This is a genomic window from Streptomyces mutabilis (assembly GCF_046628145.1).
Classification (GTDB): domain Bacteria; phylum Actinomycetota; class Actinomycetes; order Streptomycetales; family Streptomycetaceae; genus Streptomyces; species Streptomyces mutabilis.
In genome coordinates, this window is the sequence record NZ_CP176874.1 from 4779309 (window position 1) to 4804720 (window position 25412).

Below are 25412 nucleotides of genomic sequence, written 5' to 3' on the forward strand. Positions count from 1 at the left end.
ACACAGCGGGGCTTCGCCTGTTACGCCGGTAAAGCGCGTGTCGTTGGGAGCATGGCGGGCGTGATGCAGACGACCGCTCGCCGAGCCCCGCTGTCCCTGCTGCGCACCCGTTGGCGCGACCGGTCGCCCGGCCTGGCCGCCGGCCTCCTCGGCGGAGCGGTCGCGGCGGGGCTGGGACTGGCCTCCTGCGCCGTGCTCGTGACGGTGCTTTGGTTCAGTTCGCCGTACCCGGACAACGGACCCGGTGCCACGCTGCACGTCGCCGCGGCGCTGTGGGTGCTGGCGCACGGGGCCGAACTGGTCCGTGCCGACACGCTCTCCGGCACCCCCGCACCCATGGGCGTCACCCCGCTGTTGCTGCTCCTGCTGCCGGGCTGGCTGCTGCACCGCGCGGCCCGGGACGCCACGGACCCCGGGGACGGCGTGGGGGTGGCCGTGGGGGCGGGCGTGAAGCCCGGGGCCGGCGGGCGTCCTGGCGGCGGGGGCCCGCGGGATGCCGGGCCGCCGCCGGTCTCCGCGCGCAACGCCTGGACGGGGGTCGTGCTCGGCTACCTCGCCGTCGCCACGCCCGTCGTGCTGTACTCGGCCGACGGTGCGCTGCGGCCCTCTTGGTGGTGGACGGTGCTGTGCCTGCCCCTGGTCACCATGGGCGCGGCGGGCGCCGGGGTGTGGACGGCGTTCGGCCGTCCGGGCGGCCCGGTGGGCCGGGTGCTGCGGGTGCTGCCCCGGAACCTGCGGGTGCTGATCGTGGAGCCGGACGCCCGCCTGGGCGCCGCCACGCGCGCCGCGGGCGCCGGTGCGGCGGTGCTCGTCGGGGGCGGTGCGCTGCTGCTCGCGGTGTCACTGGTCTGGCACGGAGCCGCCGCGCAGGACGCGTTCCTGCGGTTGACCGAGGGGTGGGCGGGGCGGTTCGCCGTGCTGCTGCTCTGCCTGACGCTGGTGCCGAACGCGGCGGTGTGGGCGGCGGCGTACGCCCTGGGGCCGGGCTTCGTGCTCGGCACCGGTCATGTCGTGGACCCGTTCTCCTCCGCGCCGGCGGCGTTGTTGCCGCCGTTTCCCCTGCTGGCGGCGGTGCCGGACGCGGGGCCGGGCACGCCGCTGCACTGGGCGGCCGGGGCGGTGCCGTTGGCGGCGGGGGCGGTGGTGGGGTGGTTCACGGCACGGGCGGCCACGGCGGGCGTGGGCGGGGAGGTGGTGCCGGGGGTGCGTCGGGTGCCGGGGGGCGACGACGGCGTCGCGGTGTGGTCCTGGCGGCGGACCGTCGGCGCCGCCGTCGTGGCCGCCGTGCTGTGCGCGGTGCTCGTCGCCCTGCTGGCCGCGTTGGCGGGCGGGCCGCTCGGGAGCGCCGCCCTCGCCCGCTTCGGGCCGGTGTGGTGGCAGGTCGGGGGAGCGGTGCTGGGGTGGATCGGGGTGGTGGCGGTGCCGGTGGCGCTGGTGGTGCGGGTGTGGCGGGTGTGGGGGGCTGCCACGGCGGCGCGGGGGAAGGAGGCGGAGGCGCCGGGGGCGGGCGTGGCGAGTGGTGACGGGGGTGCGCGGCGGTGGGGGTGGGTGCCGTCGCCGTTCAGGGGGCGCCGTGAGGGCGCCGGGGGAGCGGGAGGGGAGCAGGCCGACGAGGACGCTGTGTCGTTCGGGCTCTACGACGGGGGCGGGGGCGGGGGCGGCGGTGGTGGTGCAGGTGGCGGTCGTGCTGGTGGCGGTGGTGCCGACTCGCCGTATGATTTTCTGCCGGTGGACTCTCCTGGGCGCCGGCCGCCGCGGGCGCCGTGAGCCGTGAGCGGTGGGTCCGCCTCGGACGTGTGCCGCGGGGGCTTCCTTCGCCCCCGCCGCCCCCGCCCTTCCCGTCCCTGGGGGCTGCCGCCCCCAGACCCCCGCTTCGGCCCTGAACGGGCCTCGTCCTCAAACGCCGGACGGGCTGAATGGAGCGCGCCCGGCGTCCCGGAGCGTCCCGTGGCGGCAGCCTGAAGCGCTGCCGGCCGGTGTCCCGGAACAGTCCCGTGCGCGGCCTGAAGCGCCGCCACCGGCGTCCCGGAGCGTCCCGTGGTGGCAGCCCAGAAGCACCGTCGCCCGGCGTCCCGGCTCTCAGCCCTCCGTACCCAGCAGATCCCGCAGTTGCTCGGGCAGGTGGCGGTCGCAGGCCTGCTTCGCCTCGTTGGTGAGGGCGTCGTTGCGGCAGGTGTAGTAGTCGCTGTAGACCAGCTGGGCGCCGAAGGACGCGGCGACCAGCAGGATGGCGAGCGAGGACGTGACCAGGCCGCTGATCGCCGCCGTGCGCTGCGGGCGGCCGGTCTGCTCGGCCGGCCGGGCCGGGGTGTCCGGGTCGGAGGCGGCACGCGGCTTGGTGCGCAGGGCGCTGATGCCCCAGTAGAGGGCGAGCGCGCCGAGCAGCAGGGCCACGTACGGCCAGGTGAAGAGGGCGAAGAACAGGGCCCACATGCCGCTCAGCAGGGCGTAGCGGGCGCGGCGCTGGGCCGGGTCCGTCGGGTCCCAGCGCGGACCCGTGCCGCCGCCCGGGCCCTCGGGGCCGGAACCGGCACCGCCGGGACGCTCACCGAAGCCGCCCGAGGAGCGGCCGGGCTGGCGGTCGCTCCACTGGCCGCCCCACGGGGAACGGCCGCCACCGCCCTGTGGACCGGAAGAGCCCTGGCCGTCACCGTCACCCGACGGGTGCCGCGGCTGCCAGGGGCTGTCCGGCGTGCCCTCCGGGGGCGGGGCGAACGGATTGTCCCTGTCGGTCTTCTTGTCGTCGGCGCCGTCCTGCCCGCCGCCGTCCCTCCGGTCCGAGGGGGTGTCGGGCGGTGAGGAGGGACGCTCCCGCAGCAACACGGTGCTGCGCTCCCCTGGCTGCGCCGACTGCTGGGGGAGCGTGAGCAGTCGCAGGCTGCGGTCCGGCATCAAGTGAGCGTCTTCCCCTTGGCGATCTTGACGGTGACGAACGGGCGAACTGGTCGGCCCGACCGGTGAACGTGTGGCACGCGGGCCACGTTCCCGGTCCGGCTCCACGCAGACGCTACCTTCCGGCCACGCCCCCGTCCCGAGGGGGCCGTCCGGTGTGCCGGTATCGTTGCTGACGGTCGGCCGCTTCGTAGACTTCCCCGTATCCCGGGGCGCGAAGCATTCGTACGACCACACAAACGGATGAACGTACAAAACGTACGGCCGTGAAGACCCGCTCCCCCGAGAAAGGCCCCCACCGTGGCCGCCAAGCCCGTGGCCCAGCGAGCCAAGCGCCTAGTGGTGCTGGTCTCCGGATCCGGCACCAACCTCCAGGCGCTCCTCGACGAGATCGCCGCCACCGGCGTCGAGACCTACGGAGCCGAGATCGTCGCGGTCGGCGCCGACCGCGACGGCATCGAGGGGCTCGCGCGCGCCGAGCGCGCCGGGCTGCCGACCTTCGTGACGAAGGTCAAGGACTACGGGACCCGGGAGGAGTGGGACGCGGCGCTCGCCGAGGCCGTCGCCGCCCACGAGCCGGACCTCGTCGTCTCGGCCGGGTTCATGAAGATCGTGGGGAAGGAGTTCCTGGCGCGGTTCGGCGGGCGGTTCGTCAACACCCACCCCGCGCTCCTCCCCAGTTTCCCGGGGGCCCACGGTGTGCGGGACGCGCTCGCGTACGGCGCCAGGGTCACCGGCTGCACCGTCCACTTCGTCGACGACGGCGTCGACACCGGGCCGATCATCGCGCAGGGCGTGGTGGAGGTCCGGGACGAGGACGACGAGAGCGCTCTGCACGAGCGCATCAAGGAAGTCGAGCGAAGGCTGCTCGTCGATGTCGTGGGGCGGCTCGCCCGCAACGGCTATCGCATTGAGGGACGAAAGGTAGTTATCCAGTGACCGCCACCGCCGAGAGCAACAAGCGGGCCATCCGTCGCGCGCTCGTCAGCGTCTACGACAAGACCGGGCTCGAGGACCTCGCCCGCGGGCTCCACGAGGCGGGCGTCGAACTCGTCTCCACCGGCTCCACGGCCGGCCGCATCTCCGCCGCCGGTGTCCCCGTCACCAAGGTCGAGGAGCTGACCGGCTTCCCCGAGTGCCTGGACGGCCGGGTCAAGACCCTGCACCCCAAGGTGCACGCCGGCATCCTCGCCGACCTGCGCCTGGACAGCCACCGGCAGCAGCTCGACGAGCTGGGCGTGGCGCCGTTCGACCTGGTCGTGGTCAACCTCTACCCGTTCCGGGAGACCGTCGCCTCGGGCGCCACCCCCGACGAGTGCGTCGAGCAGATCGACATCGGCGGCCCCTCGATGGTCCGCGCCGCGGCCAAGAACCACCCCTCCGTCGCGGTCGTCACCAGCCCCGCCCGGTACGCCGACGTGCTCTCCGCGGTCAAGGACGGCGGCTTCGACCTCGCCGCCCGCAAGCGGCTGGCCGCCGAGGCCTTCCAGCACACCGCCGCGTACGACGTGGCCGTCGCCTCCTGGTTCGCGAGCGAGTACGCCCCCGTGGACGACTCCTCGTTCCCCGACTTCCTCGGCGCCACCTACGAGCGCGCCCACACCCTGCGCTACGGCGAGAACCCGCACCAGCCCGCCGCGCTCTACACCTCCCCCGAGGGCGGCGGCCTCGCGCAGGCCGAGCAGCTGCACGGCAAGGAGATGTCGTACAACAACTACACGGACACGGACGCCGCCCGTCGTGCCGCGTACGACCACGCCGAGCCCTGCGTCGCGATCATCAAGCACGCCAACCCGTGCGGCATCGCCGTCGGCGCGGACGTCGCCGAGGCGCACCGCAAGGCGCACGCCTGCGACCCGCTGTCCGCGTTCGGCGGCGTGATCGCGGTCAACCGCCCGGTCTCCAAGGAGATGGCCGAGCAGGTCGCCGAGATCTTCACCGAGGTCATCGTCGCGCCGGACTACGAGGACGGCGCCCTCGAGGCCCTCACCAAGAAGAAGAACATCCGCGTGCTGCGCGCCCCCGAGGCCCCCGCCGCCCCGGTCGAGGTCAAGCCCATCGACGGCGGCGCCCTCCTCCAGGTCACCGACCGCCTCCAGGCCGAGGGCGACGACCCGGCCACCTGGACCCTCGCCACCGGCGAGGCGCTGTCCGAGGCGGAGCTGGCCGAGCTGGCCTTCGCCTGGAAGGCGTGCCGGGCCGTCAAGTCCAACGCGATCCTCCTCGCCAAGGACGGCGCCTCGGTCGGCGTCGGCATGGGCCAGGTCAACCGGGTCGACTCCGCGAAGCTCGCGGTGGAGCGGGCGGGCGCCGAGCGCGCGCAGGGCGCGTACGCCGCCTCCGACGCGTTCTTCCCCTTCCCGGACGGCCTGGAGATCCTCACCGCGGCCGGCGTGAAGGCGGTGGTCCAGCCCGGCGGCTCGGTCCGCGACGAGCTGGTCGTCGAGGCGGCGAAGAAGGCCGGCGTGACGATGTACTTCACGGGCACGCGGCACTTCTTCCACTGAGCCGCGGCGCGCTGACCCGGACAGGCGAGGGCACCGCCGGTCGACGACCGGCGGTGCCCCCGTGCGTCACGCGCCCCGGGAAGCGGGCCGGATCAGGAGTCCAGGAACTTGCCGCAGTCCGCGTGCCAGACCCACTTGTGGGAGCTGATGCTCTGGTTCACCCAGGCGCCGTTGCTGAACTTCTGACCGGAGAGGTCGCTCATGTAGTACTCGGACTTCGCGAGGCAGGCGTGGCCGCCGCCGTAGTTCGCGTGCTGGTAGACCTTGACGGCCATGCCGGAGGTCCCCTTGTGCAGGAGTGACTGGGCGTCGTCGTTGTCGCCGCCCTGGAACGCACCGGAGCTGTCGGCCCAGTGGGCGTCGTCGTCGACGTCCCTGCCGAGCTGGCCGCTGCAGTTGTCGTGGTCGTACGCGTAGAAGTACCCGGACGCCGCGCTGTGCCAGGCGTTGTCGCACGCCGCGGAGGCCTGGGCGCCGGACGCGGGGACGAGGACCCCGAGCGTCGCGAGGCCGAGGGTGGCGGCTGCGGCGAGAGTCTTGCGCATGATGCATCGCTCCTTGGTGTGGTGGTCCGGTGCGGTGGTCGTTCCTCCGCGGCGAGGCGCTGCGGAAGTCTGGGGTGCACGGTCTCGCCGGGCGTCCGGGCGTCCGGGCGGCGTCAGGTGGTCGAGCCGGTGACGTCCTCGGCGCGGGCCAGGGCGGCGAGGCTCATCCGCTCGTAGGCGGCGATGTCGTCGGCGTACTCGGTGAGCCGCTTCTCGCGGTACTCGCCGTCCAGCGCCCGTGCCGTCTCGGCGAGCGGTGTCTCGGTGGCGCAGGTGGCCTCGGCGACCGCCAGCCGCACCTCGGTGGCGAACGCCCGGTCCGCGTCCAGTCCTTCGGTGAGCCGCGGCAGCGCCTCCCGTACCGCCGGCGGGTCGGCGTACGCGTGGCCGGCGTCGCGCATGCACGCGGCCCACTTCTCGACGGCGCCGACGAAGCGCCGGTCCCGGAGGAGGTCCGTGACGTAGACGGAGGTGAGGTTCGTGGCGGTCTTCTCGGCCTTGAACCACCGGTCGAAGTCGCCGTACAGCCGTTCCTTGGCGTCGGTCTGACAGCTTTCGCGAGGAGTCCTCACGGTGCCGCCCCCGGGCAGTTCGGCCGTCAGCATCCCCGCCGACGGGCCGCCTTCGAGAGCCTTGCCGTAGCGGATACGTTCCTTCTCCGGGAGTGAATCGGCGTACGCGTGGTTGCGGTCGCGGTGCTGGGCGTCCTTGAGCCTCTCCTGGAGCCGGCTGCCGTAACCGTGCCGCTTCGCCCAGCCGACGTCGGTGAGCACGTAACCGCCGCCCTTGAGTTCGTCGGCGGTCGGCAGCGGGCCCACCCAGTACTTGAAACCGTGGCGCTCCATGCACTTCTTCACGAGCACTGCTTCCGCGCGCTGCAGCAGGATCCGCTCGTCGTCCGTCAGTCGGCGCCCCTGGCCTCCGGCCACCTCGGCCCTCTCGGACGCGGTGGGACCCGCCGGGCCACTGACTCCGACCGTGCATCCGGTCGCCGCGACCGCGGTGATCAACGCGCCGCCGCAGCCGGCGGCCAACGCTCGCTTCATGCTGGTGCAACCCCCGTCTGCCGCGGTGCCACCCCCCGTGGTCGGCACGAGTCCCACGATCGCCCAGCGGTGCTGCGCCCCGCCATGCCGTTGCGGTTCAGTGCAAAAGCCCAGGCCGGGTCGGGGAACCAGATGTTCCGTGCGTGGAGATACCGCTCCTGACGCCGAGGGCCGGGAACTTTCGCAGCCGCATCAGGGGCATGCCAAGTTAAAGTCAATCGACCGTAAAAACTCAGTTCGGGGGAACGAGATGTTACGCGTCCATTTCGGCGATGCCGACCTGGCCAGAACCAGACTCTCCAGCGCGCCGCACCCCTTGTGGGAGATTGCCACCAGCCTCCACCGCCTCCAGACCCGGCAGGGCCGCTGGGCCTACGCGGAGTGGTACCGCACCATCCGGCAACGGTTGCGCGACATGGGGATGGAGCACGCGCTCCGCACCATGCTGCTGCCGCTGTTCCCGCGAGCGGCCTACTTCCCGGACTTCCTCACGCCCACCCACGCCGCCGACGGCCTCGAGGCCGGACTCGAAGGCATCCTGGCCACGCCGCGGCGCCGGGTCCTGAAGGAGGTCGCCCACCTCGACCGGGTCGTAGGAGCACCCTCGTGGGCACCGAGGCTGGGCGAGTTGTCGATCCGCAAGGAACTGGTGGGGGTGCTGCGCGCCTACTACGAGGCCGCCATCGCCCCGTACGAGGAAGTCATCCACGCCCGCATCGAGGCCGAACGGGCGGCCCGCTGCCGGGGGCTCATGGACGGCGGCGTCGAGGGCATGCTGGCCGGCCTCCGCCCCACGATGCGCTGGGAACGCTCCGTCCTGCACGTCGAATACCACCCTGCCGTCGACCGGGACCTGCGTCTGAACGGTCGCGGAGTGCTCCTGGTCCCGTCGTACTTCAACTGGCAGCGGCCCGTCACCCTCGCCGACCCCGCCCTGCCCCCGGCCATGATCTATCCACTGATCCACGAGCCGTCCGCGCCGCCGCCGGGCCATCCGGCCGGCTCACCCGCCGTGTCCCTGACCGCCCTGCTCGGGCGGGCGCGGGCCGTCACCCTGCACACCGTGGCGGCCGGTGCCACGACCGGTGAGATCGCCCGGGCCGCCGGGGTGGCGGCGTCCTCGGCCAGTCGGCACGCCGGCGCGTTACGGGACGCGGGGCTCGTCACCAGCGTGCGGCACGGCGCGACCGTGCTGCACACCCTCACACCGACGGGGGCGTCCGTGCTGCGGGCGGCCCTGACGAGGTCCCGCGGCACGCCGTGACGCCGACGGGCCGCCGGCCGCCCCGTCGGAAGGCCGGGCCCGGCGTGAGGCGGCCCCCGGCCTCCTCCCTTGAGGGGGGGGGAGGCCGGGGGCCGCCGTCCGGGCAGGCTCCGCGGAGCGGGTCAGCAGGGGCGCAGCGACCAGATCGGGTCCCAGGTCGCCGTGCCCGCCTGGTAGGCCGTCGACGTCCAGCGGACGCTGCCGTCCTTGTTGAAGAACTTGGCGACCGTGCCCGGCGTCTGGTTGTTGGTGAACGGGCCGTCGCCGGTCCAGTTGGTGAGGTTCCAGGTCTGGCACTTGTAGAAGTCGAACTTGGTGCCGTTGACGATCATGCACAGGTGGCCGTAGCCGCAGGCCAGGTCCTGGGCGCCCTTGGTCCGGGGCGCCTCGGTGACGGTCAGGCCCTCGTACTTCACCGCGTCGGCGGTCACGTGCAGGGGCTTCGGGTTGTCGGCCAGCACCTCGTCGGCCGCCTGCTGCAGGGCGGTCACCCGGGTGCCGCCCGGGGCGTCGTCGGCGGTCGCCGCGACCGTGGAGGCGGCGACCAGGGCCGAGGCCCCGAGGAGCAGCGCTGCGGGCTTGATGATGTTCACTGTTGTTCCCCCATGAACGTCGGTGTCGTACCGCCGGAGCGGTCTGAGCACACCGTGCCCGCGGCGCCCGCCGCGCGGTACCTCGCAACTCTCAGGGTCACGTCCTGCCCGGCGGCGTGTACTCCTTGAGGTGGTGAGCGACGCGGTCGGCGTAGTCGCGGTACTTCGGGGGAACTCCGCCCGCGTCGTTCACCTTGTCGTACGACGTCCGGTAGGCCACGGCGACCAGCACCCGGCGGTCGCCCGGCAGGCCGGCGTCGAGGCGCGGGGTGATCCAGCACAGGTAGCGGCCCATCGCCGGGATGGACTCGGCGGGCGGGAACGGGGGCTCGGGGACGGTCTCGCCGGGGGTGCCGTCCTCGTTCATCCACCAGCGCAGCACCTTCGGGGTCCAGCGGGCGATGCCGTACTCGTCCTTGGCGGGGTCGGAGAGGTCCGGGTCGAAGTCGCTCTCCACCTTCAGCATGGCGGCGATCAGCGGCGGACTGACCTCCTTGCGATCGCAATCGTGCGCCGTCTCGACGATCAGCAGACGGTAGGCCGCCGGCACGCCCTTGTCGGTGCGCAGTTCACGGGCGCCGTAGGAGGCGGCGGAGACGTTGGTCGCGGTGCCGTCGGCGCCCGGGGTCCCCGGTCCGGGGCCGCCGCCGTCGCCGCGGACGGTGATGCCGTACCCCAGCGCGGCGACGGCCGCGGTGGCGGCCGCCGCGGTGAGGACCAGCCGCCGGGACCGTGCGCGGCGCGGCAGGAGGGACCCGACGGTGCCCGTGCCACTGCCGGTGGTAGCCGCCACCCGCCGTGACAGGGCGTCCGTGCCGATGCGTTCGGCGTGCGTCCGGGTCAGACAGGCGCGCACGATCTCCCGCCACGCCTCGGGCAGCTCGGGCGACAGGCGCAGTTCCTCGGTGCCGCGCGCGTAGGCGGCCGCGGCGTCGCGGCGGGCGGTCGGGGTGGGGCCGGGCAGGGGGAAGGAGCCGGTGAGCACGAGGTGGGCGAGGACGCCGAAGGCCCAGACGTCGGCGGAGGGGCGGATGCGGCGGCCGCGTTCGCCGATCTCCGACCAGAGCAGTTCGGGCGGGGTGTAGTCGGGGGTGGAGAAGGCGGGCGTGTAGGCGTGGGTGCCCTCCAGTTCGGCGGCCATGTTGAAGTCGGCGAGCCGGACCGAACCGTCCTTCATCAGCAGCACGTTGGCCGGCTTCAGGTCCCCGTGCACCCACCCGGCACGGTGCAGCTGGACCAGGCCCTCGCAGATCTGGGCGATCAGCGCGGTTCCGCCGGCCGGGCGGGGCACGGCGGACAGCAGCGCGGACAGCGAGCCCTCCGCCTTCTCCAGTACGAGGACGGTGGCGCCGTCGAGGGCGGGGCGGGCCGGATCGTCGACGACGAGGGTCTCGTACATCCGCACCAGCCGGGGCCGCCGCAGTCTGCGGTGCAACTCGACCTCGCGGTCGACCAGTTCCCGCAGGTGCGTCAGCTGGCGGGGCGTGCCCGTGCCGGTGGGCAGGAACTTCAGGGCGGCCGTGGGCGGCAGCCCGGACCCGTCGTCGCCGACCCGGCGGGCCTCGTACACGCTGCCGAAGGCGCCCGTCGCGATCGGCGCGCGCACCTCCCAGCCGCCGACCCGGTAGCCCTTCGGCACGGGGACGGCGTACGGCTCGGTCACCGGGGTACCCGGCGCGGTGGCGCGGTCAGGACCACGAGGTCGTCCTCCCGGACCAGGTCGAAGCGGAGCGCCATGGACACCAGGGACTCCTTCTTGCCGTTGAGCCGCGCGCCCGCCTCCGCCGTCTCCGGGCCCGGCTTCAGCCGCAGCTTCACCGCCAGGTAGTCGATGTTCCACTGCACGGACGTGCGCGACGCGGCCGGCCAGCCCGGGCGCAGCCGCTCGACGACCTGCTCGACGGTCGGCAGCGGCGCGTGCGGCGTCCCGCGAAGCCGTGGCTCGCAGAGGGCGGCGAGCACCGCGAAGTAGCGCTTGGTGCGGTCGACGGAGAAGGCCGGGGCGGTCGGTTCGCCGTCGGTGCCGTCCTCGGCCCGCAGGTAGTCGTGGCGCGGCGCCCACACTTCGAGGGGTAGCAGGTCGCCCGCGGCGGGCAGCACGATCCGCGAGAACTCGAAGGGCACCGGGGCGTCCAGCCGGCCCGGCGCGACCTTGATGTGCTCGCCGGCGCCCTCGGGGTTCTCCACCACGTAGGTCTGGTGGGCGGAGAGGTTGCTCAGGGTCCAGAAGGTGCCGTGGGCGGTGATCTCACCGGCTCTGCGGGACACCCCGTCGTGCCCGATCAGCAGGCCGCCCTCGGGCACGGACCGCCCGAACGGCAGGCGCTCACCGGGTGCGAGCCGGAACTGGGTGCGGGTGCGTTCGTCCTCCGTGGTCGGCGGAGGTACCACGATGATGCTGTACAAGGTGCGTCTCCCCGGTGCCTGACGGCTACCCGCGTCAGGGTATTGCGACGCACCAGGGCCGTGTCCCCTCGTACGGGTGAGACACGGCCCTGTGACGGGAATGGCGCGAAAGCGTCCCGTGGTGCGTCAGTAGCGCGGGCGCTTGAACCAGGCGGCGCCGTTGGAGTTGCCGACGAACACGGCGATGAGGATGCCGAGCACCAGGTGGATGATGCCGAAAAGGGTGAACGGGTACACGGCGATGACCGCGGTGAGGATGCCGAACACCAGGGCGGTGACGCGCAGGCCGTTGCCGCCCGTCTTGAACTTCACCGCCAGGACGGCCGCCCAGACGAGCCACGCCAGCGCGAGCACCGCGATGGCCCACAGCACGCCGGTCGGGTAGTCGGCCAGTTCCTCGAACGCGGGGTCGTCCTTGGCCTGGTCGACCGCCACGGCCGAGATGGCGAACAGGGCCGTGCCGATCACCTGGAGGCCGACGATCACCCACAGCATGACCCGGGCGGCACTGACGGTGCCCGGCATGGTGGTGGGCGCGCCGCCGCCGTAGGGCTGCTGGACGGGCGGCGCCGACGGGTAGCCGTAGCCGGGCTGCTGGCCCTGGGGGTAGCCGTAGCCGGGCTGGCCCTGGGGCGGCTGCTGGTTGCCGTATCCGGGCTGCTGGCCCTGCGGCGGACCGTAGGGGTTGTTCGGATCGCCGAAACTCATGGCGGGACTTCCTCCGTCGCTGTCACGTGCGGGGACGACGCGTGGCGCGACTCGGAGGAGGTTCTTGGTAGCGGTTCGTCCCCCCGGTACGGCCCCGCGGCACTGTGCTCCCCAATCGTTCTTGACCGGTCTCTCGCTTGTCCAGTCCGGGCGCAATGTGTTGTGCAAGTGCAACAACGCCGATCATGTGCGAATCCGGGCGGACGCGTCCCGCGGTGTCCGTTGGACGGCCGGATTGGAACCCGGGGCCGGTCATCCGCGAGGATGGGGGCATGACCGCCCAGATTCTCGATGGCAAGGCCACGGCAGCCGCGATCAAGTCCGAACTGACCGCCCGCGTGGCGGCGCTGAAGGAGAGGGGCGTCACGCCCGGCCTCGGCACCGTCCTGGTCGGCGACGACCCCGGCAGCCAGAAGTACGTCGCCGGCAAGCACCGGGACTGCGCCCAGGTGGGCATCGCGTCCATCCAGCGCGAGCTGCCGGCCACGGCGACGCAGGAGGAGATCGAGGCGGTCGTCCGCGAGCTGAACGAGGACCCGGCCTGCACCGGCTACATCGTCCAGCTGCCGCTGCCCAAGGGCATCGACGAGAACCGCATCCTGGAACTGATGGACCCGGACAAGGACGCGGACGGCCTGCACCCGATGAACCTCGGCCGCCTCGTCCTGAACGAGCCGGCGCCGCTGCCCTGCACCCCCAACGGCATCCTCACCCTCCTCCGCCGCTACGGCGTGGAGATCAAGGGTGCCGAGGTCGTGGTCGTCGGCCGCGGCGTCACCATCGGCCGGCCGATGCCGCTGCTGCTCACCCGGCGCAGCGAGAACGCCACCGTGACCCAGTGCCACACCGGCACCCGGGACCTGTCCGCCCACCTCAAGCGCGCGGACATCGTCGTCGCCGCCGCCGGCTCCCCGCACCTGGTCCGCCCCGAGGACGTGAAGCCGGGCGCCGCCGTCCTCGACGTCGGCGTCTCGCGCAACGCCGAGGGCAAGATCGTGGGCGACGTCCACCCCGGCGTGGCCGAGGTCGCCGCCTGGATCTCCCCGAACCCCGGCGGCGTCGGCCCCATGACCCGGGCCCAGCTGCTCGTGAACGTGGTGGAGGCGGCGGAGCGCAGTGCCGGCTGAGGACACCGATGCGGGGCGCTCGGGACGCTCGGGAGCCGGGGGGCGCTCGGGGAGCCCGACCCACTCGGAGAACCTGAAGGCGCCCGAGCACTCCGAGCCCCCCGGGCCCGACGACACCGCCGGGCCCGAGGACACCGCCGAGCCCGAGGACGACATCACCGTCCGCGACCCCGTCAGCGCGCCCGACGTCGACGGCAAACCGCGCCGGACCACCCGGCGGTTCCCGCTCTTCACCCGCGACACCGCGCGCCCCGAGGGCGGCGGCCGGGCCGCGGCCGGCGACGCACCGGCGCCCGCCCGGCAGTGGCCCGTGCTCACCGTGGCGCTGCTGGTCGGCCTGGGGCTCCTGCTGACCGCGCTGGACGTGTTCCGCTGGGGGACGTTCCTGATCGGCGCCGCGCTGCTCGTGGGCGCCGCGCTCCGCTGGGCGATGTCCGGCGTCGGCATGCTCGCCGTACGCTCGCGCTTCACGGACATCGCCACCTACGGCGTCCTGGGCCTCACCATCGCCCTGCTGGCGCTGATGGTTCAGCCGAAGCCGGTGCTCAAACTCCCGTTCCTGCAGGACATCCTGCACTTCACCGTGAGCTGAGTGTTGGTACGGCGGCCCGTCCTCACCCCCGTGGAAGGACGGGCCGCCGCCGGAACCAACCCTCCTGCACGGCGAAGGCCCTGATCAACGCCTGTCAGGGCGCTGTGGCACGGAAGTGACCGTTCCGCTACTCCGCTACGCGGCCCGTGAAAAACGGGGTTCGGTTCCGGGCACGGGAACGCCGGTGGGACACTGGACCACGAACCGTTGGGCGTGCGACGGTGCATGCTCGCGGGCCTCTGTGCTCCTGTGCGCCCCCACCCCGGGAACTGAGATCCTGACCGGGCGCATCCCTGTGGGTAGCCAGAACGGGGACTCCGTGCGGGACGCCGCGCGAGAGGACCAAGCGGGGGAACGAAAAGCACGTCACCGGGGGTAAGAGGGGGGAAGCAATGCCTCGTTGGAAGGCTTTGCCGGAGGAACTCGATCCGCAGATCAAGGAGTTCACGAGTCAGCTGCGCCGACTCGTGGACCGCAGTGAGCTGAGCATCGCGTCGGTGGCCGACGCCACGGGCTACAGCAAGACGTCCTGGGAGCGGTACCTGAACGGCCGGCTGCTGGCGCCGAAGGGCGCCATCGTGGCCCTGGCCGAGGTGACGGGCACCAATCCCGTCCACCTGACCACCATGTGGGAGTTGGCCGAGCGCGCCTGGAGCCGCTCGGAGATGCGCCACGACATGACCATGGAGGCCATCCGGATCTCCCAGGCGCGCGCCGCGCTCGGCGAGCTGGGCACGCCCGCGGCCAGATCGGGCAGCGGCAGCAGGAGCGGCCGGGGGACCCGTACGGGCCGGCACGGTGGCGGCTCGCCGGCCTGGCCCGGTGTCGCCGGACCGGCCGGTGTGGCGCCCACGCTGCCGCCGTCGGTCCCCGTGCAGCCGACCGCCGCCGACAGCCCCGACTCGGCCGTCGGCACGGTCCGCGGCGGTGCCGCCCCCGGCGCACCCTCCGCCCCGTCGTCCGGCGGTGCGAGCGACGGCAATTCGTGGGGGATCGCCGGTTACCGGGGCCCGGCACCGACCGGCGACCGTGCGGGGAGGACCGGCACCGGCCACGGGACGGCCGCGACGCCACCGGCCGCCGCGGCACCGAGCGGTCGCGGCACCTCCGAGACGTACCCGGACCCGCACGGCGAGCCTCCGCGCGGCGGCTCCCGCGCCCGGGGCCGCTCCTCAGGGGGCGGCGGCAAGCGGGCGACCACGTTCGTCGCGGGTGTCGTCGGCGTGCTCGTGGTGATCGCGGGGGCCTTCTTCGTCATGAACGAGGAGGGAGGCGAGAAGAACGAGGGCGCCAAGCCTTCCCCGTCGGCCACCGTGACCACCGACCCCGCCCTGCCCCCGGGCGTGAAGTGCAGCGGTGACGCCTGCACCGGCAAGGACCCGGAGACGATGGGCTGCGGCGGCGACCTGGTGACCACCTCCGCGACCGCCACCGTCGGCGCTGCCGCCGTCGAGGTCCGCTACAGCAAGACGTGCGGCGCCGCGTGGGCCCGCGTCACCCAGGCCGCCCAGGGCGCCGAGGTCGAGGTGAGCGCGGACGGGGCGAACCGGCAGACGGGCGCGGTCACCGGGGCCACCGACACCGTCGCCTACACCCCGATGGTGGCCGTGAAGTCCGCGGCCGAAGCCAAGGCGTGCGTGACGCTGGCGTCGGGCGAGAAGGGCTGCACGGAGTGACCGGCGCGACCGGGGACGGGTCCGCCCCGGGACGGTCCCCGGAGAAAGTCCGCCCGCGGCAGGCATGGCCCGCGTAGGGGCGGGCACGCGAGAAGTACCCCCACGGGAGTCCGGCAACGGTATCCCCGAACGGCGGTCGCCTTCGTCCCCCCTCTCCCGGACAGGCGGCCGCCTCCTCATGTCCGTGCCTCGGGCGTCGGATGCTCCGACAGTGGCCCTGTGGGCCGGGCCACACCGACCCGGACGTGCCGGGCACCGCGGGCGCGATAGCCTGACCGCTGGATGGATCTCTTGATACCAAGAGATCGATCAAACGCCCGGGGCCGGGACGCCCCACCGCCAGCTGTCATACGGAGAACGCCATGACTCGCACTCCCGTGAACGTCACCGTCACCGGCGCGGCCGGCCAGATCGGTTACGCCCTGCTCTTCCGCATCGCCTCCGGCCAGCTGCTCGGCGCGGACGTGCCGGTCAAGCTGCGCCTCCTGGAGATCACCCCGGCGCTCAACGCCGCCGCGGGCACCGCGATGGAGCTGGACGACTGCGCGTTCCCGCTGCTCCAGGGCATCGAGATCACCGACGACCCGAACGTCGCCTTCGACGGCGCCAACGTCGCCCTCCTCGTCGGCGCCCGCCCCCGCACCAAGGGCATGGAGCGCAGTGACCTCCTGGAGGCCAACGGCGGCATCTTCAAGCCGCAGGGCAAGGCCATCAACGACCACGCCGCGGACGACATCAAGGTCCTCGTCGTCGGCAACCCGGCCAACACCAACGCCCTGATCGCCCAGGCCGCCGCCCCGGACGTACCGGCCGAGCGCTTCACCGCCATGACCCGCCTGGACCACAACCGCGCGCTGACCCAGCTGGCGAAGAAGACGGGCGCGTCGGTCACCGACATCAAGCGCCTGACCATCTGGGGCAACCACTCCGCCACCCAGTACCCGGACATCTTCAACGCCACGATCGCCGGCAAGAACGCCGCCGAGACCGTGAACGACGAGAAGTGGCTGGCCGACGACTTCATCCCGACCGTCGCCAAGCGCGGCGCGGCCATCATCGAGGCCCGCGGCGCCTCGTCGGCCGCCTCCGCCGCCAACGCCGCCATCGACCACGTCCACACCTGGGTCAACGGCACCGCCGACGGCGACTGGGCCTCCATGGGCATCCCCTCGGACGGCTCCTACGGCGTCCCGGAGGGCCTGATCTCCTCCTTCCCGGTCACCTGCAAGGACGGCAAGTACGAGATCGTCCAGGGCCTGGAGATCAACGACTTCTCCCGCGCCCGCATCGACGCCTCCGTCAAGGAGCTGTCGGAGGAGCGCGACGCGGTCCGCGCCCTCGGCCTCATCTGAGCCACCCGCGTTCCGGGCCGCCCGCGGCCCCGCAGGCCCCGCACGGGCCCCGTTCCGGTACCGACCGGAACGGGGCCCGTTTTCGTGTCATTCGTCCCTTTTGCAAGTGATGAGCCGCACTTTCGGACACCGATTCGGCATGCATATCGAGCCGTGGGGCAGGGGCTCACGGTCCCCGAGAGTGACACGCGTGTGACACAGGGGGGTTGATCAGGAACGAAAGGCATTCCCACCATGGCGAACAGAACGGAAACCCGGGCCGAGCGCGGTCACCGCACCATCCACGCGGGCGGCGAGTGGCTGGCGGCGTCCTCCGGCGCCACCCGCGACGTCCTCGACCCCGCGGACGCCCAGCCCTTCGCCGTGGTCGCCGAGGGCGACGAGAAGGACACCGACCTCGCGGTGGCCGCCGCCCGGCGCGCCTTCGACGCGGGCGAGTGGCCGCACACCCCGGTCGCCGAACGCGCCGCCCTGCTGCGCCGCGTCGCCGACCTCCTCGTGCGCGACCGCGAGGAGCTGGGCCTGCTGGAGAGCCGTGACGCGGGCAAGACCGTCGAGGAGGGCCGCGTCGACATCGACTGCGTCGCCGACGCCTTCCGCTACTTCGCCGACCTCGTCGCCGGGGAGGCCCCCGGCCGGGTCGTCGACGCGGGCTCGCCCGACATCCACAGCGTCGTCGTGCACGAGCCGGTCGGCGTCTGCGCGATGATCACGCCCTGGAACTACCCGCTGCTCCAGGCCAGCTGGAAGATCGCCCCGGCGCTCGCCGCCGGCAACACCTTCGTGATCAAGCCCAGCGAGATCACGCCGATGACCACGATCGCCCTGATCGACCTGCTGGTCGAGGCCGGCCTCCCCACCGGCGTCGCCAACATCGTCACCGGCCCCGGCCACACCGTCGGCGCCCGGCTCGCCGAGCACCCCGACGTCGACCTGGTCTCCTTCACCGGCGGCCTGGTCAGCGGCACCAAGGTCGCCCAGGCCGCCGCCGTCACCGTCAAGAAGGTCGCCCTCGAACTCGGCGGCAAGAACCCCAACGTGGTCTTCGCCGACGCCTGCGAGACCGAGGAGGGCTTCGACACCGCTGTCGACCAGGCCCTCAACGCCGCCTTCATCCACAGCGGCCAGGTCTGCTCCGCCGGCGGCCGGCTCATCATCGAGGAGTCGGTGCGCGAGCGCTTCGTCGCCGAACTCGCCCGCCGCGCGGCGAAGATCCGCCTCGGCCGCGGCACCGAGGACGGTGTCGAGTGCGGCCCGCTCGTCTCCGAGCAGCAGCGCGCCAAGACCGAGGACTACGTGGCCTCGGCCCTCGCCGAGGGCGCGGTGGTGCGCTGCGGCGGCAAGCGCCCCGAGCCGTCCCCCGAGCGTCCGGAGAGCGGCTACTTCTACGAGCCGACCGTTCTCGACCAGTGCCACCGCGAGATGCGGGTCGTACGCGAGGAGGTCTTCGGGCCGGTCCTCACCGTCGAGACCTTCCGCACCGAGGACGAGGCCGTCGCCCTCGCCAACGACACCGAGTACGGCCTCGCCGGCGCCGTCTGGACCGCCGACGCGGGCCGCGCCCGCCGGGTCGCCGGCCGGCTGCGCCACGGCACCGTCTGGATCAACGACTTCCACCCCTACCTGCCGCAGGCGGAGTGGGGCGGCTTCGGCAAGAGCGGCGTCGGCCGCGAACTGGGCCCCGCGGGCCTTGCCGAGTACCGCGAGAGCAAGCACGTTTACCAGAACCTCGCACCGAAGCCCGTCCGCTGGTTCGCCGGCTGACCGAGCGCCCCGCATCCGTCGCACCCCCTCCCGCACCCGTCACACCCCCCGCACCATCCGCTCGCCCCACTGGAGTACCCCCATGTCCGAGACCACTCACGAATACGACTACGTCGTCATCGGCGGCGGCACGGCAGGCTCCGTCATCGCCTCGCGCCTCACCGAGAACCCGGACGTCACCGTCGCCGTCATCGAGGGCGGCCCGAGCGACGTCGGCCGCGACGACGTGCTGACCCTGCGCCGCTGGATGGGCCTGCTCGGCGGCGAGCTGGACTACGACTACCCCACCACCGAGCAGCCGCGCGGCAATTCGCACATCCGGCACAGCCGCGCCCGCGTCCTCGGCGGCTGCTCCTCCCACAACACCCTCATCGCCTTCAAGCCGCTGCCGTCCGACTGGGACGAGTGGGAGGCGGCCGGCGCCAAGGGCTGGGGCGCGGTCCAGATGGAGGCGTACTTCGCCCGGCTGAAGAACAACATCGTCCCGGTCGACGAGAAGGACCGGAACGCCATCGCCCGCGACTTCGTCGACGCCGCGCAGAAGGCGCTGGAGGTCCCCCGGATCGAGGGATTCAACAAGAAGCCCTTCACCGAGGGCGTCGGCTTCTTCGACCTCGCCTACCACCCCGAGAACAACAAGCGCTCGTCGGCGTCGGTGGCGTACCTGCACCCGGTGATGGACGAGCGCACCAACCTCACGATCATGCTGGAGACCTGGGCGTACAGGCTCCAGCTCGACGGCACCCGCGCCGAGGGCGTCCACGTGCGCACCAAGGACGGCGAGGAGATCCTGGTCAAGGCCCGTAACGAAGTCGTCCTGTGCGCCGGCGCCGTCGACTCGCCGCGCCTGCTGATGCACTCCGGCATCGGCCCCCGCGAGGACCTCGAAGCCCTCGGCATACCCGTGGCGCACGACCTGCCCGGCGTCGGCGAGAACCTGCTCGACCACCCCGAATCGGTGATCGTGTGGGAGACCGACGGCCCCATCCCGGACAACTCCGCGATGGACTCCGACGCCGGCCTGTTCGTGCGCCGCGACCCCGGACACGCGGGCCCCGACCTGATGTTCCACTTCTACCAGATCCCGTTCACGGACAACCCGGAGCGCCTCGGCTACGAGCGGCCCGAGTTCGGCGTCTCGATGACCCCGAACATCCCCAAGCCGAAGTCCCGCGGCCGCCTGTACCTGACCAGCGCGGACCCGTCCGTGAAGCCCGCCCTGGACTTCCGCTACTTCACCGACGAGGACGACTACGACGGCCGCACCCTCGTCGACGGCATCAAGATCGCCCGCGAGATCGCCAAGTCCGAGCCGCTGGCCGGCTGGCTCAAGCGCGAGGTGTGCCCCGGCCCGGACGTCACCGGCGACGAGGAACTGAGCGAGTACGCCCGCAAGGTCGCCCACACCGTCTACCACCCGGCGGGCACCTGCAAGATGGGCGCCGCCACCGACGAGACGGCCGTCGTCGACCCCGAACTGCGCGTCCGCGGCCTGGAGGGCATCCGCATCGCCGACGCCTCCGTCTTCCCGACGATGACCGCCGTGAACCCGATGATCGGGGTGCTCATGGTCGGGGAGCGCGCCGTCGAGCTGATCGGTGGTGACGCCCGATGAGCACCACTGTCACCGACACCGACGCCGTGGCCGAGCGTCCCCCGGTCTTCTCCGTGGACGGCCTGTGGAAGGTCTTCGGCCCGAAGGCCGCCCGCGTCCCCGCCGACCCCGAGCTGATCGACCTGACCCCGGCCGAGCTGCGCTCCCGTACCGGCTGCACGGCCGCCGTCCGCGACGTCTCCTTCGACGTGCGCAAGGGCGAGGTCTTCGTCGTCATGGGCCTGTCCGGCTCCGGCAAGTCCACCCTCGTGCGCTGTCTGACCCGGCTCATCGAGCCGACGGCCGGGTCCATCGCCATCGACGGCGAGGACGTCCGCGCCATGGACAAGTCCCGGCTGCGCGAACTGCGCCGCCACCGCGCGGCCATGGTCTTCCAGCACTTCGGCCTGCTCCCGCACCGCACGGTCCTCGACAACGTCGCCTACGGCCTGGAGGTCCAGGGCATGGGCCGCGCCGAGCGCCGCGAGCGGGCCGCCGCCGTCGTCGCCAAGGTCGGCCTGGAGGGCCTGGAGCACCGCCGCCCCGGCCAGCTCTCCGGCGGTCAGCGCCAGCGCGTCGGCCTCGCCCGCGCGCTCGCCGTCGACCCCGAGGTGCTGCTCTTCGACGAGCCGTTCAGCGCGCTCGACCCGCTGATCCGGCGGGACATGCAGGAGGAGGTCGTCCGGCTGCACCGCGAGGAGGGCCGCACGATGGTCTTCATCACCCACGACCTCCAGGAAGCCCTCAAGCTCGGTGACCGCATCGCCCTGATGCGGGACGGGCGGGTCGTGCAGCTCGGCACCCCGGAGGAGATCGTCGGCTCGCCCGCCGACGACTACGTCCGGGAGTTCGTCCGCGACGTGCCGCGCGAGCAGGTCCTCACCGTCCGCACGGCGATGCGCCCCGCGACCTCGTCCGACGAGGCGGGCACGGGCCCGGCCCTGCGCCCCGACGCCACCGTCTCGGAGGCCATCGAGGCCGTCGCGCGCGCCGGTTCGGCCGCCCGGGTCATGGACGACGGCCGCTGCCTGGGCGTGGTCGACGCGGACGCGCTGCTCGGTGTCGTCGCCGGGACGGCCGCACCCGAGGAACGCCCCGAGGGGGCGGCCGTCCTCCCCGAGGAGGCGGAGCTGCCCAAGGAGGCGGTCTGATGGCGACGATCACCGCACCGGCCCGGAAGACCGCCCCGCCGGGCATCCTCACCCACCCCGCCGTCCGCAAGCTCCTCACCCTCGCGGTCGCCGCCGCGATCCTCGTCCCCCTCGCCGTCACCCAGTGGGGCGGCGCCACCTGGCCGTCCGCCCTCACCGTCGACGTCTCCGAACCGCTCGGCAAGGCCAGCGACTGGATCATCGACAACCGGGACAGCCACCCGCTGTTCCTCTACTTCTTCGGCCACGTCAGCAACGTCGTCGTCATCGCCGTACGCGCCGTCTACCTCGCCCTCCTCGCCGTCGGCTGGGCCGGGGTCACCGCGATCGGCGCCCTGGTCGCCTGGCGCGTGGCCGGCGTGAAGCTGGCGCTCGGCACCGCCGTGGCGTTCCTGGCGTGCGGCCTGCTCGGCATGTGGGTGCCGACCATGCAGACCCTCGCGCTGATGGTCGTCGCCGTCCTCGCGTCGGTCGTCGTCGGCGCCCTGCTGGGCCTGGCCGCCGGCCTGTCCGACCGGATGGACCGCGTCCTGCGCCCGGTGCTGGACACCATGCAGGTGCTGCCCGCCTTCGCCTACCTCCTCCCCGTCGTCCTGGTCTTCGGCATCGGCGTCCCCGCCGCAGTCCTGGCCACCGTCGTCTACGCCGCCCCGCCGATGGCCCGGCTCACCTCGCTCGGCCTGCGCGGCGCCGACAAGGAGGTGCTGGAGGCCGTCGAGTCCCTCGGCACCACCGCCCGCCAGCGGCTGCTGACCGCCCGCGTCCCGCTGGCCCGCAAGGAACTCCTCCTCGGCGTCAACCAGACGATCATGATGGCGCTCTCCATGGCCGTCATCGCCTCCGTCATCGGCGCCGGCGGCCTCGGCGACCGCGTCTACCAGGCCCTCGCCTCGGTCGACGTGGGCGCGGCCCTCGCGGCCGGCATCCCGATCGTGCTGCTCGCCGTCGTCCTGGACCGCGTCACCGGCGCGGCGGGGGAGCGGCTCGGGGAGTCCGGCAGGTCCCCGCTGACCTGGCTGTACGCCCTCGCCGCCGCCGCGGCCGTCGCGGTCGCCGGACGCCTCGCCGGGCTCCTGGAGTGGCCCGACGGGTGGGAGCTGGACATCGCCGAGCCCGTCAACCGGGCCGTCGACTGGATGACCGCCCACCTCTACTCCGGCGTCCCCGTCGTCGGCGGCACCGCCGACTGGGCCGCCCACTTCACCAACTGGGTCCTCAACCCGCTGCGGGACGGCCTCCAGTGGCTGCCCTGGTGGTCCGTACTCCTCGTCGTCGCCGCCCTGGCCTGGCTGATCGGCACCTGGCGCACCGCGCTCACCGCCGTCCTCGCCATGGCCGCGATCGGCGTGCTCGGCGTGTGGAAACCGTCCCTGGACACGCTCTCCCAGGTCCTCGCCGCCGTAGCCGTCACCCTGGTCATCGGCTTCGCGACCGGCGTCGCCGCCGCCCGCAGCGACCGCGTCGAGCGCGCGCTGCGGCCCGTCCTGGACGTCTTCCAGACGATGCCGCAGTTCGTGTACCTGATCCCGGTCGTCGCCCTGTTCGGCGTCGGCCGCGCGCCCGCCGTGGCCGCCGCGGTCGTCTACGCCCTCCCGGCCGTCGTCCGCATCACCACGCAGGGCCTGCGCCAGGTGGACCCGGCCGCCATGGAATCGGCCCGCTCGCTCGGCGCCACCAGCGGCCAGCAGCTCCGCCAGGTCCAGCTCCCACTGGCCCGCCCGGCCCTGCTGCTCGCCGTCAACCAGGGCGTCGTCCTGGTCCTCGCCGTCGTCATCATCGGCGGCCTGGTCGGCGGCGGCGCCCTCGGCTACCAGGTGGTCTTCGGCCTCGCGCAGGGCGACCTGGCGACCGGCCTGGTGGCCGGCGCGGCGATCGTCTGCCTCGGCCTGATGCTCGACCGGGTCACCCAGCCCACCGACCGCCGTCCGAGGAAGGGAGCCTGACATGCGACTGCGCACCACCTCCGCGCTCGCCGGCGTGGCCGCGCTGACGCTGCTCACCGGCTGCGGCGCCGCCGACATGACCAAGCAGGCGTCCCCGTTCGCGAACGCCCAGGGCGCCAAGACCGTCACCCTGTCCGTGCAGTCCTGGGTCGGCGCCCAGGCCAACGTGGCCGTCGCCCAGTACCTGCTGGAGCACGAGCTGGGCTACCGCGTCGACACCGTCCAGGTCGACGAGGTCCCCGCCTGGGACGCACTGAGCCAGGGCCGGGTCGACGCCATCCTGGAGGACTGGGGCCACCCCGAGCAGGAACAGCGCTACGTCCAGGACAAGAAGACCATCGCCGCCGGCGGCGACCTCGGCGTCACCGGCCACATCGGCTGGTTCGTCCCGACGTACTTCGCGAAGCAGCACCCGGACGTCACGAACTGGAAGAACCTCAACAAGTACGCCGACCAGCTGCGCACCGCCGAGAGCGGCGACAAGGGCCAGCTGATGGACGGCTCCCCGTCCTACGTCACCAACGACAAGGCCCTCGTCGAGAACCTGGACCTGGACTACAAGGTCGTCTTCGCCGGCTCCGAGGCCGCCCAGATCACCCAGATCAAGCAGTTCGCCAAGGAGAAGAAGCCCTTCCTCACCTACTGGTACACCCCCCAGTGGCTGTTCGAGAAGGTCCCGATGACGGAGGTGAAGCTGCCGCCGTACAAGGAGGGCTGCGACGCCGACCCGGCGAAGGTCGACTGCGCCTACCCGGTCACCCCGCTCCAGAAGTACCTGAACGCCGACTTCGCGAAGGACGGCGGCGACGCGGCTCGGTTCCTGAAGAACTTCAAGTGGACGACCGAGGACCAGAACCAGGTCTCGCTGATGATCGCCGAGCAGAAGATGCGGCCCGAGGAGGCGGCGAAGAAGTGGGTGGACAGCCACGAGTCCGTCTGGAAGCAGTGGCTGCCCTGACCCTCACCCCGCCAGTTCCGCCGCGATCTCCCGCAGCACGCCCTCCGCGCGCCGCTGGAGTCCCGGCCCGAACGTGATCCGGGTGGCCCCGAGTTCGCCGAGCCTGCGCAGCTCGGCGGACGCGGGGCCCTCCCCGGGCCGCCCGCCGACGTTCACCGGCCCCTGGATGCCGGACCGCAGCAGCGGCAGTACGCCGTCGGGGGCCCCGATCGGATACACGCAGTCGGCACCCGCCGCGACGTACAGCGCGGCCCGCTCGATCGCCGCCTCCGGATCACCGACGCCCCTGATGAAGGTGTCGATCCGGGCGTTGACGAACAGCCGGTCCCCGGCCGCCGCCCGCACCTCGGCCAGCCACTGAGCGTGCTCCCGCGGGTCCTTGAGCACCCCGTCGGTGGAGTCCTCCAGGTTGCAGCCCACGGCGCCCGTCTCCAGCAGCCGCTCCACCAGCTCCTTCGGCGCCAGCCCGTACCCGTCCTCGACGTCCGCCGACACCGGCACGTCCACGGCCCGCACGATCCGGGCGACCGCCGCGAACATCTCGTCGGCCGGGGTCGCCCCGTCCTCGTACCCGAGGGACGCCGCCACGCCCGCGCTGGGCGTCGCGAGCGCCGGGAACCCGGCGTCCGCGAAGACCCGGGCGCTCACCGCGTCCCAGGGGCCCGGCAGGACGAGGGGGTCGCCGGGCGCCCGCCCGTGGTGCAGGGCCCGGAAACGGTCCGCGGCACGAGCCGTACGGCCCGTCATCCGTGCTGCCCCGGCGTGTAGTGGCCCGGCGCCAGCCGGCACGTCACACCGAAGCGGTTCCAGGCGTTGATCACCGTGATCGCGGCGATCAGGTGGGCCAGCTCGGTCTCGTCGAAGAACTTGGCGGCCCTCCCGTACACGTCGTCCGGCACGAAACCGTCCGTCAGCACGGTGACCGCCTCGGTCAGCTCGATCGCCGCGAGTTCCTTCTCCGTGTAGAAGTGCCGCGACTCCTCCCAGGCGCTGAGCTGCACGATCCGCTCCACGCTCTCACCGGCCGCGAGGGCGTCCTTGGCGTGCATGTCCAGGCAGAAGGCGCAGTGGTTGAGCTGCGAGGCGCGGATCTTGACCAGTTCCTTCAGCTTCGGGTCCAGGCCCCGGCCCGCCGCCTTCTCCAGCCCGAGCATCGCCTTCCAGACCTCGGGGGCGTGCTTGGCCCACTCCAGTCGGGGGGCCTCCTCGGACGCGAAGGCGTCGGGCGTCGCGGTGATGTTCTCGTTCGTCGTCATGCCCTCGAGACTAGGAGCGAGGCAGCCCACGGGTATGG

The 25412-nt window shown here is 73.0% G+C and carries 22 protein-coding genes; 13 read left to right on the forward strand and 9 right to left on the reverse strand.

Annotated features, from left to right (window positions below; translation table 11 throughout):
• Positions 1 to 51: 51 nt before the first annotated feature.
• On the forward strand, positions 52 to 1767 hold the full coding sequence (locus ACLIN4_RS21650; protein ID WP_411576127.1) for a DUF6350 family protein: 1716 nt from the start codon (positions 52 to 54) through the stop codon (positions 1765 to 1767).
• 312 nt (positions 1768 to 2079) lie between these two features.
• Here the strand turns inward: ACLIN4_RS21650 and ACLIN4_RS21655 are convergent, their stop codons facing one another.
• Positions 2080 to 2892, reverse strand: coding sequence for a hypothetical protein (locus ACLIN4_RS21655; RefSeq protein ID WP_289904613.1), 813 nt, complete (start codon positions 2890 to 2892; stop codon positions 2080 to 2082).
• A gap of 300 nt (positions 2893 to 3192) precedes the next feature.
• Between ACLIN4_RS21655 and purN the strand changes: the two genes are divergently transcribed.
• Both purN and purH read left to right on the forward strand, forming a co-directional pair.
• Positions 3193 to 3831: a phosphoribosylglycinamide formyltransferase gene (gene purN / locus ACLIN4_RS21660; RefSeq protein WP_289904610.1), complete on the forward strand. Its 639-nt coding sequence runs from the start codon at positions 3193 to 3195 to the stop codon at positions 3829 to 3831.
• Positions 3828 to 5399 (forward strand): bifunctional phosphoribosylaminoimidazolecarboxamide formyltransferase/IMP cyclohydrolase, encoded by a 1572-nt coding sequence (gene purH, locus ACLIN4_RS21665; RefSeq protein ID WP_289904608.1) that lies wholly within the window; start codon positions 3828 to 3830, stop codon positions 5397 to 5399. Before purN ends, purH begins: the two co-directional genes overlap by 4 nt.
• A gap of 92 nt (positions 5400 to 5491) precedes the next feature.
• Here the strand turns inward: purH and ACLIN4_RS21670 are convergent, their stop codons facing one another.
• A complete protein-coding gene (locus ACLIN4_RS21670; RefSeq protein ID WP_107480260.1) occupies positions 5492 to 5944 on the reverse strand; it encodes a peptidase inhibitor family I36 protein in 453 nt (150 codons plus the stop codon).
• Positions 5945 to 6057: 113 nt separating this feature from the next.
• A complete protein-coding gene (locus tag ACLIN4_RS21675; RefSeq protein ID WP_411576128.1) occupies positions 6058 to 6990 on the reverse strand; it encodes a hypothetical protein in 933 nt (310 codons plus the stop codon).
• Between the two features lie 250 nt (positions 6991 to 7240).
• Here ACLIN4_RS21675 and ACLIN4_RS21680 point away from each other — a divergent pair, with 250 nt between their 5' ends.
• Positions 7241 to 8254: a helix-turn-helix domain-containing protein gene (locus ACLIN4_RS21680; RefSeq protein ID WP_290013973.1), complete on the forward strand. Its 1014-nt coding sequence runs from the start codon at positions 7241 to 7243 to the stop codon at positions 8252 to 8254.
• Positions 8255 to 8376: 122 nt separating this feature from the next.
• Here the strand turns inward: ACLIN4_RS21680 and ACLIN4_RS21685 are convergent, their stop codons facing one another.
• The 4 genes from ACLIN4_RS21685 to ACLIN4_RS21700 form a co-directional block, all read right to left on the reverse strand.
• On the reverse strand, positions 8377 to 8847 hold the full coding sequence (locus ACLIN4_RS21685; RefSeq protein ID WP_100046849.1) for a hypothetical protein: 471 nt from the start codon (positions 8845 to 8847) through the stop codon (positions 8377 to 8379).
• 97 nt (positions 8848 to 8944) lie between these two features.
• The gene (locus tag ACLIN4_RS21690) at positions 8945 to 10510 is read right to left on the reverse strand and encodes a protein kinase domain-containing protein (protein WP_411576129.1); all 1566 of its coding nucleotides are present in this window, start codon (positions 10508 to 10510) and stop codon (positions 8945 to 8947) included.
• Positions 10507 to 11253 (reverse strand): FHA domain-containing protein, encoded by a 747-nt coding sequence (locus ACLIN4_RS21695; RefSeq protein ID WP_179342514.1) that lies wholly within the window; start codon positions 11251 to 11253, stop codon positions 10507 to 10509. Before ACLIN4_RS21695 ends, ACLIN4_RS21690 begins: the two co-directional genes overlap by 4 nt.
• 126 nt (positions 11254 to 11379) lie before the next feature.
• Positions 11380 to 11961: a hypothetical protein gene (locus ACLIN4_RS21700; protein WP_100046851.1), complete on the reverse strand. Its 582-nt coding sequence runs from the start codon at positions 11959 to 11961 to the stop codon at positions 11380 to 11382.
• Between the two features lie 272 nt (positions 11962 to 12233).
• On the opposite strand from ACLIN4_RS21700, the gene ACLIN4_RS21705 reads away from it, so the two are divergent.
• From ACLIN4_RS21705 to ACLIN4_RS21745, 9 genes are all read left to right on the forward strand, one after another.
• Positions 12234 to 13088 carry a bifunctional methylenetetrahydrofolate dehydrogenase/methenyltetrahydrofolate cyclohydrolase gene (locus tag ACLIN4_RS21705; protein ID WP_100046852.1) on the forward strand — a complete coding sequence of 285 codons (855 nt, stop codon included), beginning with the start codon at positions 12234 to 12236 and terminating at the stop codon, positions 13086 to 13088.
• Between the two features lie 154 nt (positions 13089 to 13242).
• Entirely contained in the window at positions 13243 to 13680 is a 438-nt protein-coding gene (locus ACLIN4_RS21710; protein WP_290013995.1) for a DUF3017 domain-containing protein, read from the forward strand.
• Between the two features lie 392 nt (positions 13681 to 14072).
• Positions 14073 to 15356, forward strand: a complete 1284-nt coding sequence (locus ACLIN4_RS21715; RefSeq protein WP_290013970.1) for a helix-turn-helix domain-containing protein — start codon at positions 14073 to 14075, stop codon at positions 15354 to 15356.
• A gap of 362 nt (positions 15357 to 15718) precedes the next feature.
• Positions 15719 to 16708 carry a malate dehydrogenase gene (locus ACLIN4_RS21720; RefSeq protein WP_411576130.1) on the forward strand — a complete coding sequence of 330 codons (990 nt, stop codon included), beginning with the start codon at positions 15719 to 15721 and terminating at the stop codon, positions 16706 to 16708.
• A gap of 234 nt (positions 16709 to 16942) precedes the next feature.
• Positions 16943 to 18472, forward strand: coding sequence for an aldehyde dehydrogenase family protein (locus ACLIN4_RS21725; RefSeq protein ID WP_307652225.1), 1530 nt, complete (start codon positions 16943 to 16945; stop codon positions 18470 to 18472).
• An 82-nt stretch (positions 18473 to 18554) separates the two neighbouring features.
• On the forward strand, positions 18555 to 20087 hold the full coding sequence (locus tag ACLIN4_RS21730; RefSeq protein ID WP_107478343.1) for a GMC family oxidoreductase: 1533 nt from the start codon (positions 18555 to 18557) through the stop codon (positions 20085 to 20087).
• Positions 20084 to 21217 (forward strand): quaternary amine ABC transporter ATP-binding protein, encoded by a 1134-nt coding sequence (locus ACLIN4_RS21735; protein ID WP_290013969.1) that lies wholly within the window; start codon positions 20084 to 20086, stop codon positions 21215 to 21217. Before ACLIN4_RS21730 ends, ACLIN4_RS21735 begins: the two co-directional genes overlap by 4 nt.
• Complete coding sequence (locus ACLIN4_RS21740) at positions 21217 to 23160, forward strand: ABC transporter permease (protein WP_107478345.1); 1944 nt, start codon at positions 21217 to 21219, stop codon at positions 23158 to 23160. Before ACLIN4_RS21735 ends, ACLIN4_RS21740 begins: the two co-directional genes overlap by 1 nt.
• Position 23161: 1 nt before the next feature.
• The gene (locus ACLIN4_RS21745) at positions 23162 to 24118 is read left to right on the forward strand and encodes an ABC transporter substrate-binding protein (protein WP_290013968.1); all 957 of its coding nucleotides are present in this window, start codon (positions 23162 to 23164) and stop codon (positions 24116 to 24118) included.
• 3 nt (positions 24119 to 24121) lie between these two features.
• Here the strand turns inward: ACLIN4_RS21745 and ACLIN4_RS21750 are convergent, their stop codons facing one another.
• Together ACLIN4_RS21750 and ACLIN4_RS21755 are read right to left on the reverse strand one after the other, a co-directional pair.
• Positions 24122 to 24865: an isocitrate lyase/PEP mutase family protein gene (locus ACLIN4_RS21750; RefSeq protein ID WP_107478347.1), complete on the reverse strand. Its 744-nt coding sequence runs from the start codon at positions 24863 to 24865 to the stop codon at positions 24122 to 24124.
• The gene (locus tag ACLIN4_RS21755) at positions 24862 to 25374 is read right to left on the reverse strand and encodes a carboxymuconolactone decarboxylase family protein (RefSeq protein ID WP_100046860.1); all 513 of its coding nucleotides are present in this window, start codon (positions 25372 to 25374) and stop codon (positions 24862 to 24864) included. The genes ACLIN4_RS21750 and ACLIN4_RS21755 overlap by 4 nt, the downstream gene beginning before the upstream one ends.
• Positions 25375 to 25412 lie beyond the last annotated feature (38 nt).

Bases quoted from the DNA above. Each gene is read 5' to 3' on its own strand.
- ACLIN4_RS21755 (WP_100046860.1), bottom strand. From the start codon at position 25,374: ATGACGACGAACGAGAACATCACCGCGACGCCCGACGCCTTCGCGTCC.
- ACLIN4_RS21700 (WP_100046851.1), bottom strand. From the start codon at position 11,961: ATGAGTTTCGGCGATCCGAACAACCCCTACGGTCCGCCGCAGGGCCAG.
- ACLIN4_RS21715 (WP_290013970.1), top strand. From the start codon at position 14,073: ATGCCTCGTTGGAAGGCTTTGCCGGAGGAACTCGATCCGCAGATCAAG.
- ACLIN4_RS21655 (WP_289904613.1), bottom strand. From the start codon at position 2,892: ATGCCGGACCGCAGCCTGCGACTGCTCACGCTCCCCCAGCAGTCGGCG.
- ACLIN4_RS21705 (WP_100046852.1), top strand. From the start codon at position 12,234: ATGACCGCCCAGATTCTCGATGGCAAGGCCACGGCAGCCGCGATCAAG.
- ACLIN4_RS21750 (WP_107478347.1), bottom strand. From the start codon at position 24,865: ATGACGGGCCGTACGGCTCGTGCCGCGGACCGTTTCCGGGCCCTGCAC.
- ACLIN4_RS21720 (WP_411576130.1), top strand. From the start codon at position 15,719: ATGACTCGCACTCCCGTGAACGTCACCGTCACCGGCGCGGCCGGCCAG.
- ACLIN4_RS21680 (WP_290013973.1), top strand. From the start codon at position 7,241: ATGTTACGCGTCCATTTCGGCGATGCCGACCTGGCCAGAACCAGACTC.
- ACLIN4_RS21725 (WP_307652225.1), top strand. From the start codon at position 16,943: ATGGCGAACAGAACGGAAACCCGGGCCGAGCGCGGTCACCGCACCATC.
- ACLIN4_RS21735 (WP_290013969.1), top strand. From the start codon at position 20,084: ATGAGCACCACTGTCACCGACACCGACGCCGTGGCCGAGCGTCCCCCG.
- ACLIN4_RS21745 (WP_290013968.1), top strand. From the start codon at position 23,162: ATGCGACTGCGCACCACCTCCGCGCTCGCCGGCGTGGCCGCGCTGACG.
- ACLIN4_RS21740 (WP_107478345.1), top strand. From the start codon at position 21,217: ATGGCGACGATCACCGCACCGGCCCGGAAGACCGCCCCGCCGGGCATC.
- ACLIN4_RS21730 (WP_107478343.1), top strand. From the start codon at position 18,555: ATGTCCGAGACCACTCACGAATACGACTACGTCGTCATCGGCGGCGGC.
- ACLIN4_RS21650 (WP_411576127.1), top strand. From the start codon at position 52: ATGGCGGGCGTGATGCAGACGACCGCTCGCCGAGCCCCGCTGTCCCTG.
- ACLIN4_RS21675 (WP_411576128.1), bottom strand. From the start codon at position 6,990: ATGAAGCGAGCGTTGGCCGCCGGCTGCGGCGGCGCGTTGATCACCGCG.
- ACLIN4_RS21670 (WP_107480260.1), bottom strand. From the start codon at position 5,944: ATGCGCAAGACTCTCGCCGCAGCCGCCACCCTCGGCCTCGCGACGCTC.